The sequence below is a fragment of the Halomonas piscis genome, from assembly GCF_031886125.1.
GTDB classification, from domain to species: Bacteria; Pseudomonadota; Gammaproteobacteria; order Pseudomonadales; family Halomonadaceae; genus Vreelandella; species Vreelandella piscis.
In genome coordinates, this window is record NZ_CP119391.1 from 2,481,444 (window position 1) to 2,494,398 (window position 12,955).

Annotated in this window: 11 protein-coding genes; all 11 read right to left on the minus strand. The window is 66.8% G+C overall.

Features of this window, described 5'->3' with window-relative positions; genetic code table 11:
- Positions 1-98 precede the first annotated feature (98 nt).
- A complete protein-coding gene (locus P1P91_RS11630; protein ID WP_311882812.1) occupies positions 99-1,730 on the minus strand; it encodes a cell division protein ZipA in 1,632 nt (543 codons plus the stop codon).
- Between the two features lie 329 nt (positions 1,731-2,059).
- Positions 2,060-5,557, minus strand: a complete 3,498-nt coding sequence (gene smc, locus P1P91_RS11635) for a chromosome segregation protein SMC (RefSeq protein WP_311882814.1) — start codon at positions 5,555-5,557, stop codon at positions 2,060-2,062.
- A 12-nt stretch (positions 5,558-5,569) separates the two neighbouring features.
- Positions 5,570-6,808, minus strand: coding sequence for a c-type cytochrome biogenesis protein CcmI (ccmI, locus tag P1P91_RS11640; protein WP_311882815.1), 1,239 nt, complete (start codon positions 6,806-6,808; stop codon positions 5,570-5,572).
- Complete coding sequence (locus P1P91_RS11645) at positions 6,805-7,281, minus strand: cytochrome c-type biogenesis protein (protein WP_311882816.1); 477 nt, start codon at positions 7,279-7,281, stop codon at positions 6,805-6,807. Before P1P91_RS11645 ends, ccmI begins: the two co-directional genes overlap by 4 nt.
- On the minus strand, positions 7,269-7,799 hold the full coding sequence (locus tag P1P91_RS11650; RefSeq protein ID WP_311882817.1) for a DsbE family thiol:disulfide interchange protein: 531 nt from the start codon (positions 7,797-7,799) through the stop codon (positions 7,269-7,271). The genes P1P91_RS11645 and P1P91_RS11650 overlap by 13 nt, the downstream gene beginning before the upstream one ends.
- The gene (locus P1P91_RS11655) at positions 7,796-9,802 is read right to left on the minus strand and encodes a heme lyase CcmF/NrfE family subunit (RefSeq protein ID WP_446497203.1); all 2,007 of its coding nucleotides are present in this window, start codon (positions 9,800-9,802) and stop codon (positions 7,796-7,798) included. Before P1P91_RS11655 ends, P1P91_RS11650 begins: the two co-directional genes overlap by 4 nt.
- Positions 9,803-9,930: 128 nt before the next feature.
- Entirely contained in the window at positions 9,931-10,407 is a 477-nt protein-coding gene (ccmE, locus tag P1P91_RS11660) for a cytochrome c maturation protein CcmE (protein WP_311882820.1), read from the minus strand.
- Positions 10,397-10,636: a heme exporter protein CcmD gene (gene ccmD / locus P1P91_RS11665; protein WP_311882822.1), complete on the minus strand. Its 240-nt coding sequence runs from the start codon at positions 10,634-10,636 to the stop codon at positions 10,397-10,399. The genes ccmE and ccmD overlap by 11 nt, the downstream gene beginning before the upstream one ends.
- Complete coding sequence (locus tag P1P91_RS11670) at positions 10,637-11,377, minus strand: heme ABC transporter permease (RefSeq protein WP_311882824.1); 741 nt, start codon at positions 11,375-11,377, stop codon at positions 10,637-10,639.
- A gap of 10 nt (positions 11,378-11,387) precedes the next feature.
- Complete coding sequence (ccmB, locus tag P1P91_RS11675; protein ID WP_311885793.1) at positions 11,388-12,014, minus strand: heme exporter protein CcmB; 627 nt, start codon at positions 12,012-12,014, stop codon at positions 11,388-11,390.
- A gap of 138 nt (positions 12,015-12,152) precedes the next feature.
- Positions 12,153-12,893 carry a cytochrome c biogenesis heme-transporting ATPase CcmA gene (gene ccmA, locus P1P91_RS11680; protein ID WP_446497202.1) on the minus strand — a complete coding sequence of 247 codons (741 nt, stop codon included), beginning with the start codon at positions 12,891-12,893 and terminating at the stop codon, positions 12,153-12,155.
- Positions 12,894-12,955: the final 62 nt, after the last annotated feature.

A 12,955-nucleotide genomic window follows, 5' to 3' on the forward strand; every position in this document is an offset into this window, starting at 1 on the left:
AAACGAAAGGCGGAAAAACAAAGCAAAGGCGCCATGATAAAACAAAACACCCGCCTCGGGGGCGGGTGCGGTACAAAGGCGTCGGAACGCGCGGGCGTTTACTGCGCCTGAAGCTGGCGGTGCAGGCGGTGGCGACGCTCGAACTCGTGCACCTGCTGGCGGGCAAACTCGATGGTTTGCGCGGTCATCACGCTGTGGTTTTCGTCCTTGAGCTCGCCGCCCATGTGGCGCACCACGACCATGGCGGTTTCCACCATGGCTTCAAAGGCGGTGGCGCTGTCCTCGGCGCCGGGCAGCGGCATCAAGAAGGTGATGCCCGGGCAGGTAAACGGCGCGCCCTCCTCCACCGGGAACGACCCCGGCTTGATCACGTTGACCATGGAAAACTGCAGCTCGCTGTCCTCGCTTTCGGTCTCGAAGCGGTGGAAAACGCCCAGCCCCTGGCTGTAGCGCAGCCCGCAGGCCATCAGCAGCTCGAGCAGGCGGAGACCGTCAAAGCCCTCTGCGTCCCGAGACATCACGCTGATGACGATAAGCTCATCGGCATCGGTGAGGGTCTTGCGCGCGTGGCCGCCGGGGACGTCGTTGCGCAGGGCCTTTTCGAGGACCGGCTCCATGGCCGGCTGGCCCGCCGGGCGGAAGTCGTCTGCGGGCGGATAGGCGGCGTCCGGGGCTTCGTCAGGGTCAGGCGCTGCCTCGGCAGAGGCACGACGGGACTTTTCTGCCTTCCGCTGGCGCTCTGCGGCCTCGCGGTCCTGCTCCTCGGCCCGGGCCTGCTCTGCGGCCAGACGGTCCTGTTCCGCCCTGGCGGCCAGCTGCGCCTCCTGTTGCTGCCGCTTTTCTTCCTGCTCCTGCTGTTTGCGCGCCTGCCGCTCGGCCTGCTCTTTTGCCTGGGCCTCGGCACGGCGCGCCTTTTCTTCCTGGCGGCGCTTTTTGGCTTCCTGCCTCGCCCGGCGGCGCTGAACAAGGCGCTTTTTCATCGAGCGGCCCATGCCCTCGATATCCACCAGCCGATATTCTTCTTCCTCTTCGTCGTCGTACTCGCCCACGGTCTCGCTGCGCAGCTGGCGACGCGACGCCGGACGATAGCTGACCTGATGGACCCGGGCGTCGTCGGCCTCGGCGCGCAGGGCAAAGTCGGCAGCGGCGGGGGTCTCCTCTTGCTCTTGCTCTGGCACTGACTCTTGCTCCGGCTCAGGGGCGGGCTGTGCCTTGACGGTATCGGTCGAGGCCCGGGTGGCACTCGAGAGCGGCTCTGCCGCGTCCGGCGCCGGGGCGCGCTGCGGACGGGGCGCTGCCTCTTGCTCGGGAACGGCGCCGAGCGTGGGCTCCTGCGGCGAGGAGCTCGAGGAGGCCGTGGATATTTCGGGGTGGGTCTTTTCCGGCCCGGCGGCGCGCGGTTCGCGGCGGGGCGCAGCAAACCCTGAACGATGCGACTCGGCAAACACTTTCGAAGGCCCCGAATACTCGGGCTCCCGGCGCTCAAGGGGCGGCTTTTCGGTCAGGTTGCTGTAATCCGCCGGTCTCACCACTCGGGCACCGCCGTTGGGCAGCTCCCAGTCGAGCTCGGCGTCGCGCGCAGCTGCATCAGAGTCCCGAGCATCGGCCTTGCCCTGGGCCTGATCCAGGCGCGGAACGCGACGCTGGCGCTGTAGCCGGCGCACGCCGTCAATGACGATGAGCGATACCAGCGCCAGCCCTAAAATGATTAGCCACTCTCTTAGTTCCATGTCGTACTTTCCATGGGTCGTTTGCCGGCTTGAGTCTGCCGGCTGCTTTTACCGATGGCCTTCACCGGTGGCAAAGCGTCGTTGTCATGTTATGCTGTATATAATTACAGCTTCTTGTTGGCTGCTGCTGTTTTGACAAGGTTGTTTACTTACCGTTTTGCTTGCCGCGATACGGCTGTCCGGGTTTCCGGTAACGCCATGATCCTGCCTGTACTTCTACCGCAAGCATAGCCCGAGCGCCATGAGAAGCGCCAGTTTTTGCGAAATCTCACCTTTTAGTGCCGTTTTTTCCCGATTTTAGCATCACCGCTAACCGTATATTTACATTATTACGCCGTTTCATCGGCGAGCGCCGCGGCTTCTTCCACGCCTACCGCGACGAGCCGTGAGACGCCGGGCTCCTGCATGGTCACGCCCATCAGGCGTTCGGAGGCCTCCATGGCGATCTTGTTATGGGTAATGTAGATGAACTGCACGCTTTCCGACATCTCTTTCACCAGCTTGGCATAGCGTCCCACGTTGGCGTCGTCAAGCGGCGCGTCCACTTCGTCGAGCATGCAAAACGGCGCCGGGTTGAGCTGAAAGATGGCAAACACCAGCGACAGCGCGGTCAGCGCCTTCTCTCCGCCGGACAGCAGATGAATGGTGGTGTTTTTCTTGCCCGGCGGGCGCGCCATGATGGCCACGCCGGTTTCCAGAAGGTCGTCGCCGGTGAGCGCAAGCCAGGCCGTGCCGCCGCCGAACACCCGCGGAAACAGCGCCTGCAGCCCGGCGTTTATCTCCTCAAAGGTCGCCTTGAAACGCGTCCGGGTTTCCTGGTCGATGCGCTGAATCGCCCGCTCCAGCGTCTCCAGCGCCTCGGTGAGCTCATCGTGCTGGGCTTCCAGGTAGTTGCGCCGCTCGGCCTGCTGGTCGTACTCCTCGATGGCGGCCAGGTTGATCGCCCCCAGCCGGCGTATTTTATCCGTGGTGGACTCTAGCGTGGCCTGCCAGCGCGACTCGTCGGCGTCCGCGGGCAGGGTCTCGCTCAGCGCTTCGGCGTCGAGTTCGAGCTCGGCCAGCTGCTCGTCCTGGGCGGTAGCCTTCAGCGCCAGCGCCTGAACGTCCATACGCCGCTGCTGCAGCTGTTCGCGGCTTTGTTCGAGAGTGCGTTCGTGGTTCTGGCGCGCCAGCTCGTCGGTGCGCAGCTGCTCGGCCAGCGCCTGGGCCTGATCCTTGGTATCGGCCAGCCGGCGCTCCTGCTGCTCGCGCTGGTGCAAAAGCTCCTCCAGCTCTTCGCCGGCCAGCTCGTCGGGCTCGAACAGCGCTTCAAGGCTTTCCTCGAGCTCGGCGATGCGCAGCGCCAGGCGTTCCTCGCCTTCGTCGCTGCGCGCGCGCTGGGCGTTCAGGCTGTCGCGCTCGACCGTGAGGCGCTCGCGCTCGATGGCCAGCTCCTGCTGGCGGGCCTTCAGCGGCGCCTGCTGCTGCTCGAGGCGCTGATAATGTTCGCGCTGACGCTGGCTTTCGGCTCGGGCCTCTTCACGCTGCTCGGCGGCCTGCTCCAGCCGCTCCATGGCCTCCCCCCAGCGTTCGCGCTGCTCCTCGAGCGCCAGGGTCAGCTCGGCGTCGTCTTCGTCCAGCCGGGCAAGCTCCTCATCCAGCTCGGCGGCACGGCTTTGCAGATGTTCGATGCGCTGGGCCTGGCTGCGCTCGGCCAGGGCCGCCTGCTGCCGAGTCGCGGCGTGCTCGCGCTCCTGGCGCGCGTGATCTTCCCCGGCCGCCTCAAGCGTCTTCAGCCGCTCGCTGGTGCCGTCCAGCTCCCCCTGGGCCTGCTCCAGCGCCGCCTGCTGTTCTTCCCGCTGGGCGGCCAGCTCGGCGTAGCGCCGGCGGGTCACCAGCAGCGCGTCGACGCCTTCGCCTTCGGCCTGCTGGCGGACGAATCCCGGCCCCTGCCAAACGCCGTCGGCGCTGAGGACGCTGTGACCGTGGTCAAGCGTCGACGCCAGCTTGCCGGCTTCGGCGGCGCTGTCCGCGCAGTAGATGCGGCCAAGCCAGTGGCCCAGCGCGCCGGCGCCGGTGACCTGCTCGGCCAGGGTGCCGGCAGGCGCCGGCGCCTCGGCGTGATCCAAAAGGCACCAGTCGGCGGCCAGCGCCTCGGGCAGCGCGGCCAGCGCCTCGCCGGCCACCATGCGCGCGCCCAGCCAGGGCGCCAAAAGCCAGGAAACCGCCGCCTCCCAGCCGGCCGCCACATCGATGGCCTCGCCAAGCCTTGGCGCCTCGGCCAGCCCGCGCTCGGCCAGGGCAGCGTCAATGGCCGGGTCGTGGTCGGCGAGGGCGGCGTCGATCAGCGTTTGCAGCGAGGTTTGCTCGCCCTCGAGGCGGCTGAGCGCGGCCTGCGCCTCGTCCCGGCGGCGACTCTGCTCGTCCTGGGCCTGGCGCGCGCGGGCCAGAGCCTCGCGGTCGCGCTCGCGCTGCTCGGCCAGACGCTCCGCCTCACGCTCGGCGTCGTCGAAAGCGGCGCGGCGCTCGGCGTGGCGTTCTCTAAGCTCGGCCAGATCGTCCATGTCGCCGCGCTGGCCGCGGCGGCGTTCGCGCTCGGCGCGCAGGCGCTGGATGCGCTGCTCCTGATCGCGCAGCTGGTCCTGGCCGCGCTCGGCGTCGCGGCTGGCCTCGCGCCAGCTTTCGTCGGCGGCGCTTTGCGCCTCTTCCGCGGCTTCCAGCGCCGGAGCGGCATCGGCAAGCTCGGCGTCGAGAGTTTCCAGCTGCTCTTCCAGCGCCGCCATGTCCGGCAGCAGGCTGTCCAGGCGCTCGCCGATCGCCGTCAGCCGCTCGGCATCGCTTGCGCTTACCCGGCGCTGCTCGTCGCGCTCGCGGCGGGCAGCGTCGATGTCGCTTTTCAGCTGGGCCTCGCGGCTTTTGCGGTGGCTTTGGTCCTGCTCGATGCGGGCAATGCGGGTGGTGGTGGCGTAAAACGCCTGCTGATGGCGGTCGAGCACCTCGCTCAGGGCGTCGTGCTGCTCGCGCGCCTGTTCCAGCCGGGTTTCGCACTGGCGCACGCCGAAGACGTCCTTTTCCACCGCGGTTTCCAGCTCGCGCACGCGGCTTTCCTGATGGTGCTGCTCGGCGCGCAGGGCCCGGCCGCGCAGCAGCGCCAGCTCGCCTTTCAGGCGGTGCTCCTGCTGCTTGAGGGTCTGGTAGCGCTTGGCCGCTTCGGCCTGGCGCTTCAGGCGTTCGAGCTGCTTGTCCAGCTCTTCGCGGATATCGTCCAGGCGGTCGAGGTTTTCCTGGGTGCGGCGCATGCGGTTTTCGGTTTCTCGCCGGCGCTCCTTGTACTTGGAAATCCCCGCGGCTTCTTCCAGCGTGGCGCGCAGGTCGTCCGGACGCGCTTCGATCAGCTGGGAAATCATCCCCTGGCCGATGATGGCGTAGGAGCGCGGCCCCAGGCCGGTCCCCATGAACAGATCGGCGATATCCCGGCGGCGGCATTTCTGGCCGTTGAAGAAGTACGTCGACTGCCCGTCTCGGGTGACCTGGCGCTTGACCGCAATTTCGGCGTACCGGGCGTACATGCCGCCCATGGCGCCGTCGCGGTTGTCGAACTTGAGCTCGATGGAGGCCTGGCCCACGGGCTTGCGCCCGGTGGAGCCGTTGAAGATGACGTCGGCCATGGATTCGCCGCGCAGGGTCTTGGCCGAGGATTCGCCCATCACCCAGCGCACGGCGTCGATGATGTTCGACTTGCCGCAGCCGTTGGGGCCGACAATGGCGGTCATGTTGCCGTCAAATGGCACGCTGACCGGGTCCACGAAGGACTTGAACCCGGCCAGACGGATGGCGGTTAAACGCATGGGCGCACGGGCTTACTTGAAGACGCGGTTGACGGTGACGTCCACGGTGTCGCTGTCCTCGAGCGCTCCCACGGAAACGTTGTCAACGTCGCCGAACAGGTCACCCGGCTGCGGCGTGGCCTGACCCGAGGGCGACACGCGCACGACCAGGCGGACGCTGTCCTCGCCGGCGATGGAGGCCTGGGGCGACATGGCATCGTTTTCGCTCAGCGTGACGGTCTCGGGAAGCGCCGACACCGTGGTGCGCACCACGGCCAGCGGCGGCTTCTCGCCTTCCAGATCCCGGGCGGTGATGAAGACCGTGGCGTTGTCCGGGGCCTGGTCGCGCAGTGAATCGTCCAGCGCAACTTTGACGCTCACGCCGTGGCCGGCACCGTCAGCGGCGTCGGGCTCGATACCCAGCCGCTGCTGGGCCACCTCGATGCCCTGCTTGAGCGACTCCACGGTGTCCGGGTTCTGCACGTTGGCCACCGCCCGGCGCCAGCGATCGATGGCCGCTTCGTAGTCGCCGTTTTCGAAGGCGTGGATACCCATGACGCCGAGCATGGTGGGCTCGCGGGGATCCTTCTGGCGGATCTCGTCGACCAGCGACTGCACCTCGTCGGTGAGCTCGCGGTCGGCCATGAAAAAGCGGATCTGCGCCAGCTGGGCCAGAAGCGGAGCCTCGCGCCCTTCCAGCTCGATCAGGTGCTCGAGCGCATCGGCGGCTTTTTCCGGCTGATTGGTCTGACGGTAGAGCGGGAACAGCTCGCCCCAGACGTTGGGGTTGTTCGGCTGGCGCTCGGCCTGGGCTTCCATGCGCTCGAGATAGGTGGCAAGCGAGCCTTCGGGGTCGTTCTGCACTTCCTGCTGCACGGCGTACAGCGCCAGGTCGCCTTCGGCGCCCTGCTGCTGGTACCAGAGCACGCTTGCCAGCACCACGCCCACCATGACCAGCGGCACGGCGATACGCCCGGCGGTGGCCTTGCCCAGCGGGCGATGCGACAAACGCCGGGTATCGTCGAGCAGGCTGCGCTCCAGCTCCAGGCGGTCTTCTTCGTACTGCGCCTCGCCGATATCGCCGCGCTCCCGGGCAGCGTCCAAAGAGGCCATCCGGCGCTTGAAGATCGCCACGTTCTGTTCGGCGGCGGTGTCGTTGGCCTCGTCTTCGGCCAGGGTATCGTGCAGCCGGCGCGACTGGCGCAGCGGCAGCACCAGAAACCAGAGCGCGAGGGCCAGCAGTACGGCAAACCCGATCCACAGCGGTGTCATGGTGACCTCTTGCGGTTGATCAATGCATCAAGGCGGGCGCGCTCCTCGGCGCTCAGCGAGGCCGAGGAGGCGTTGCGCCGCGCGCGTACGATAAACACCACCAGCAGAGCGCCGGCCAGCAGCAGCGCCACGGGGATGCCCCACAGCAGGTAGGTGCGGTTCTCGAGCCTGGGGTTGTACAGGATGTACTCGCCGAAGCGGTCCACCATGTGGTTGATGATTTCGGTGTCCGACTGGCCGTCCTGCAGCAGCATGTACACGCGGTCGCGCATGTCGCCGGAGATGGGCGCGTCGGAATCGCCGATGGCCTGGTTTTCGCACAGCGGACAGCGCATGGACCCGGTGAGGTCGCGGTAGCGCTCTTTCATCACCGGATCGTCAAAGTCGCGTACTTCGATGCCGCCGGCAAGCGCAGCGGCGGCACAGCCCATGAGCACGGCGGCCAGCAGCAGCCGGCGGATCAGCGGCGCCATTTTTCCACCTCCGGCACGATCACGTCGCGCACGTCTTCGGGGGCAATGTAGCCCGTATGGTGATAGCGAATAACCCCGTCGGCATCCACCAGGAAGGTTTCCGGGGCGCCGTAGACGCCAAGGTCAAAGCCCAGGTCGCCCTCGGGGTCGAAGATGTTGAGCTCGAAGGGGTCGCCGAACTCATTGAGGAACTGGCGGCCCTTCTTGCGGGTATCGCGGTAGTTGACCCCGATCATGCGGATGCCGCGATCCGCCAGGTCCAACAGCTGGGGCATCTCCTGCTTGCACGCCGGGCACCACTCGCCCCAGACGTTGACCAGGGTCACCTCGCCTTCGAGCAGGCTTTCATCCACGGTGCGGTCGGGGTCGTCAAGCGTCGAGGTGCTGAAGGCGGGAAAGTCCCGGGCAATCAGCGCCGAATCGCGGTACGACGGATCCATGCCCAGCCGATAGTAGAAAAACGCCGCCAGCCCCAGAAAGGCGATGAGCGGCAAAAACAGCAGCAGTCGACGCTTCATGCGCTTGCCTCCGCAGTTGTGGCGGCGCCCGTGGCGCTGGCCCGTTCGACGCGGCGGTTACGTCCGGGCACCTTCACCCGGCGGTAGCGCTTGTCGATCACGGCGAGCACGCCGCCGGCCGCCATCAGCAGCCCGCCCAGCCACAGCCAGCGCACCAGCGGCTTGTACTGCAGGCGGATGGCCCAGCTGCCGTCGCCGAGATCCTCGCCCATGGCCACGTAAAGATCGCGAGTGAAGCCGGCGCGCAGCGCCACCTGGGTCATGGGCATGCCGGTGGCCAGATAGAGGCGCTTTTCCGGGCGCATCATGAAGTCGCTGCCGTTTTCCCGCTCGACGCGGATGATGCCGGTATCCGCCAGGTAGTTGGGTCCGCGGCGCTCGACAAAGTCCTGCATGTGGAAGGTATAGCCGGCCATTTCCACCGAATCCCCCGGCGCCATGCGCACGTTGCGCTCAATGTTGTCGTTGGACACCACGGCCACGCCGACCATGGTCACCGCGATCCCCAGGTGGCCGAGCACCATGCCCCAGTAGGACAGCGAAATCCGCCGGAAGCCGCGGCCCACGCTGCTGGCCGAGCGCACCCGGGCGACGATATCGCGGACCATGGGCAGCACGATCCACAGCGCCAGCATCATGCCGAGCATGACTTTGGCGTTCCACTCGGGCCCGTAAAACAGCGGGATCACCGCCCCCAGCACCAGCGCGGCAGCGCCGGAAAGCCACACGCGGGCAACAAGCTCGCGGCCCGGCATGTGCTTCCAGCGGGCGATGGGCCCAAGGCCCATGAACAGGCTCATGACAATTGCCAGCGGCACGAAAATGGCGTTGAAGTACGGCGGGCCCACGCTGATCTTGCCCAACCCCAGGGCGTCGAGAATCAGCGGATACAGCGTCCCCAGCAGGATGGTCACGGTCATGATGACCAGCAGGATGTTGTTGACCAGCAAAAGCGAGTCCCGGGACAGCCAGCTAAATCCGACCTTGTGGCTGACCCTGGGAGCGCGCAGGGCGAAAATCAGCAGCGACAGCGTCACGGTGATCGCCAGCAGCACCAGGATGAAAAGCCCCCGGGACGGATCGTTGGCAAAGGCGTGGACCGAGGTCAACACCCCGGAGCGCACCAGGAAGGTGCCCATCAGCGACAGCGAGAAGGTGGCAATGGCCAAAAGCACCGTCCAGCTCTTGAACGAGCCGCGCTTTTCGGTTACCGCCAGCGAGTGAATCAGCGCGGTGCCCGCAAGCCAGGGCAAGAGCGAGGCGTTTTCCACCGGGTCCCAGAACCACCAGCCGCCCCAGCCGAGCTCGTAGTAGGCCCACCAGCTGCCCAGGGCAATGCCCACGGTGAGAAACGCCCAGGCGGCGTTGGTCCAGGGGCGCGCCCAGCGGGTCCAGGCGGCGTCCAGCCGCCCGCCCAAAAGCGCGGCGATGGCAAAGGCAAAGACCACCGAAAAGCCCACGTAGCCCATGTACAGCATCGGCGGGTGAACCACCAGGCCGAAGTCCTGGAGCAGCGGGTTCAGGTCGGTGCCGTCCTCGGGCATGTTGGGCAAAAGCCGCGCAAAGGGGTTGGAGGTGGCCAGCACGAACACCAGAAAGCCGGCGCCGATGGTCCCCAGAATACCGGTCACCCGGGCCGCCATGTCCCGGGGCAGCCTGCGCGACCAGAGCGAGGCCAAAAGCCCCCAGACCGAAAGCATCAGGCTCCACAGCAGCACCGAGCCTTCGTGGTTGCCCCACACCGCGCTGAGCTTGTAGTACCACGGCAGCAGCGAGTTGGAGTTGTTGGCGACGGTGGCCACGCTGAAGTCATCCAGCATATAGCTTGCCGTAAGGCATAGATAGGCGATGGCGAGAAACACGAACTGGCCGGCCGCCATGGGCCGATCAAAGGCCATCCACAGCGGCCGCCGGGTAGCGGCACCGGCCAGCGGCACCGCCGCCTGGAGCAGCGCCATCATCAGCGCAATGATCAGCGCAAAATGGCCAATTTCAGGAATCATTTTCGTCAACATGGGCGCTCCGGTGTCGCGGGTGCAGCTGCGAGCCTAGCGGCGAACGTAGCTGCGGCGTCGGTGTCAGGGTCTGTCAAAATCGTTGCGCGGGCCGCTCGGGGTCGTTGCCGGTGCTGCTAGGTGCCGGCCGCCGACTCGGCGGCCTGCTCGGCGTAGTCCGACGGCTTGTAGCCCGCCTCCTCCAGCGCCTCGGCCACCTCCGGCGGCATGTAGTTTTCGTCGTGGCGCGCCAGCACCTGGTCGGCACGGAAGCGGCCGTTTTCCTGCAGCTCGCCGACGACCACAACGCCCTGCCCTTCGCGGAACAGGTCCGGCAGAATCCCGCTGAAATAGACGTCGAGATCGCCAACATAGTCGGTCACGGTGAATTCAACGTTAAGGCTTTCCGGATCGCGCGCCACGGTGCCTTCCTTGACCATGCCGCCGGCGCGTATCTGGCGCTCGAAGGGCGCGTTGCCCTCGGCGATTTCCACCGGGCTGAAAAACAGGTTGATGTTGCTGCGCAGGGCGTAAAGCGTCAGCCCCACGGCCACCGCGGCCAGGCTGACCAGGCCGAGGATGACAAAGAGTTTCTGCTTGCGCTTAGGTGTCATAGTGACCTCCGCCTTCGGCCGCGGGTTCCGCGGTGTTGGACCCGGGCGCGCTGCGCTGCGCCTGCTCGCGCCGTTCGCGGCGCTCAAGGCCCTTGGTGAGCTGGCGACGCTCGAGGCGTGCATGCCATACCGACGCCAGCAGAAGAAACAGCGTAACGCCCCAGGCCGACCACACGTAAGGCGCGTGGCCGCCCATGGCGATAAAATCAGCAAACGATGCAAACGCCATCTATCGCGCCTCCTGGAAAAGCTCTCGGACCCAGCGCTTGCGGAACTCCCGGCGCAGGATCTCGCTGCGCGTGCGCATCAGCGTCAGGGCGATGAAAAAGCTGTAGAAGCCAAGCACCATCACCAGCAGCGGCAGCCACATGTCGACGGGCATCGCCGGCCTTGAAGTCACGCTGAAAGTGGCCGGCTGGTGCAGGGTGTACCACCAGTCCACCGAATACTTGATGATAGGGATATTGATCACGCCGACCATGGCCAGCACCGACGCCGCCCGGGCGCCGCCGTCGCGGCTGGCAAAGGCGCCGCGCAGGGCAATCACGCCGAGGTAGAGAAACAAAAGGATCAGCATCGACGTCAGGCGGGCGTCCCACATCCACCAGGTGCCCCAGGTGGGTACGCCCCAGACCGCGCCGGAAAACAGCGCCACGAACGTCATCGCCGCGCCGAACGGTGCCATCACCTTGGCCGCCATGTCGGCGATCTTGATTTTCCAGACCATGAACACCAGCCCCGCGGCGGCCATGCTGATAAACACCGACTGAGCCAGAAACGCCGCCGGCACGTGAATATAGATAATGCGAAAACTGTTGCCCTGCTGATAGTCGGCCGGGGCGAAGGCCAGCCCCCAGACGGTGCCGGCGACGATCAGCACCGCTGCCAGGGCCCAGAACCAGGGCTCAAGCCTGGCACTGATGGCATAAAACCATTTAGGCGACCCGAGCTTGTGAATAAACGCCCACATAGTGGTTTCCTCAACCGTTGAGACTGATACGCAGCGCGGCGGCAACGGCCCAGGGCGCAAGCGCCAGCGACGTCGCCAGCAGCGCCCCGAGGATGGCCAGGTGCGCCCCGGCGCCGTCGCCCATGATGGCGGCCTGAACGGCGCCGGCGCCGAAGATGAGCACGGGGATATAAAGCGGCAGCACCAAAAGCGACAGCAGCACGCCGCCCCGGGCAAGCCCCACCGTCAGCGCCGCGCCGATGGCGCCGATGAGGCTCAGGGTGGCGCTGCCCAGCGCCAGCGAAAGCGCCAGCACGCCGTAGCTTCCCGCCGGCAGCGACAGCATCACGCCCAGCACCGGCGCCATCAGCGAAAGCGGCAGCCCGGTCAAAAGCCAGTGCACCGCCACCTTGGCCAGCGCCAGCGCGGCCAGCGGCTGGGGCGCCAGCAGCAGCTGCTCGAGGCTGCCGTCGTCAAAGTCGCCGCGAAACAGGCTGTCCAGCGAGAGCAGCGCGGCGAGCAGCGCGGCCACCCACAAAAGCCCCGGCGCGATGCGCTGCAAAAGGTCCGGATCGGGCGAAATACCGATGGGAAACAGCGTGATCACCAGGGCAAAGAACACCAGCGGGTTGATCACCTCGCCGCGGCTGCGCAGCATCAGCACCAGGTCGCGTCTGAGCGTCGCCCACAGCGCAGCGGACGCGCCGCTCCGGGCGTCCCTGAGCTTGCCGACTGCCTGAGGGTCTGCCGTTAGTGTGGTTTCGTCTGCCATGGTCTTGTCCATTACTTACCGCCTTCAGTGCACCGGCCCGCCCTGGTTGCCCAGCGGCAGCCGCCGCAGCCGCGCCGACGCCGCCAGCTCGTGGTGGGTGGTCACAATCACGCAGCCTCCGGCCCGGGCATGGGCGTCAAGCGCCGCCTCCAGCGCCGCCACGCCGTCGCGGTCGATGGCGGTGAAAGGCTCGTCGAGCACCCACAGCGCGCGCGGCGTGAGCGTCAGCCGCGCCAGCGCCACCCGGCGCTGCTGGCCCGCCGACAGCTGCCCGGCGGGCACGTCTTCAAACCCGGCAAGGCCGACGCCGGCCAGCGCCTCGAGGCGCCCGGCCTCGCTGCCGCGCTCGCCGCCCAGGGCCTGATACCAGGCCAGGTTTTCCAGCGGCGACAGCCCTGCCTTGACCCCCGGCGCATGGCCCAGATACAGCAGGTTGGCCAAAAACGTATCCCGAGCCTTGTGCAGGGGCCGGCCGTTCCAGAAAAGCGCTCCCTCATGGTCGCTCAGCTGGCCCGCGAGAATCTTCAGCAGCGTCGTTTTGCCACAGCCGTTGGGCCCTTCCACCCGCACGATTTCACCGCTTTGGATATCCACGTCGAGATCGGTAAACAGCCAGCGGTCATCGCGCTCGCAGGCAAGTTTCCGGGCTTGAAGGCACAGGTTCAAGAGCTCTCTCCAGGCAGACGATGGCGCTGGGACTTTACAGGTAAAGCCCGCCGCTCGCCAGTCGTACTGCGACTCACGGCCGCAGAGATGGCGCCGCATTGCCGCCCTTGAGCGCTCGGCAGAAAACCGCCGGCAAGGAAACGTCCGGGTGGCCCTTTAAC

Excerpts from the sequence above, each read along its gene's own strand:
- ccmI (WP_311882815.1), bottom strand. The coding sequence starts at position 6,808 with ATGACACCGCTGTGGATCGGGTTTGCCGTACTGCTGGCCCTCGCGCTC.
- ccmB (WP_311885793.1), bottom strand. The coding sequence starts at position 12,014 with ATGCTGCGCAGCCGCGGCGAGGTGATCAACCCGCTGGTGTTCTTTGCC.
- P1P91_RS11650 (WP_311882817.1), bottom strand. The coding sequence starts at position 7,799 with ATGAAGCGTCGACTGCTGCTGTTTTTGCCGCTCATCGCCTTTCTGGGG.
- ccmE (WP_311882820.1), bottom strand. The coding sequence starts at position 10,407 with ATGACACCTAAGCGCAAGCAGAAACTCTTTGTCATCCTCGGCCTGGTC.
- P1P91_RS11670 (WP_311882824.1), bottom strand. The coding sequence starts at position 11,377 with ATGTGGGCGTTTATTCACAAGCTCGGGTCGCCTAAATGGTTTTATGCC.
- P1P91_RS11630 (WP_311882812.1), bottom strand. The coding sequence starts at position 1,730 with ATGGAACTAAGAGAGTGGCTAATCATTTTAGGGCTGGCGCTGGTATCG.
- smc (WP_311882814.1), bottom strand. The coding sequence starts at position 5,557 with ATGCGTTTAACCGCCATCCGTCTGGCCGGGTTCAAGTCCTTCGTGGAC.
- ccmD (WP_311882822.1), bottom strand. The coding sequence starts at position 10,636 with ATGGCGTTTGCATCGTTTGCTGATTTTATCGCCATGGGCGGCCACGCG.
- P1P91_RS11645 (WP_311882816.1), bottom strand. The coding sequence starts at position 7,281 with ATGGCGCCGCTGATCCGCCGGCTGCTGCTGGCCGCCGTGCTCATGGGC.
- ccmA (WP_446497202.1), bottom strand. The coding sequence starts at position 12,893 with ATGCGGCGCCATCTCTGCGGCCGTGAGTCGCAGTACGACTGGCGAGCG.
- P1P91_RS11655 (WP_446497203.1), bottom strand. The coding sequence starts at position 9,802 with ATGATTCCTGAAATTGGCCATTTTGCGCTGATCATTGCGCTGATGATG.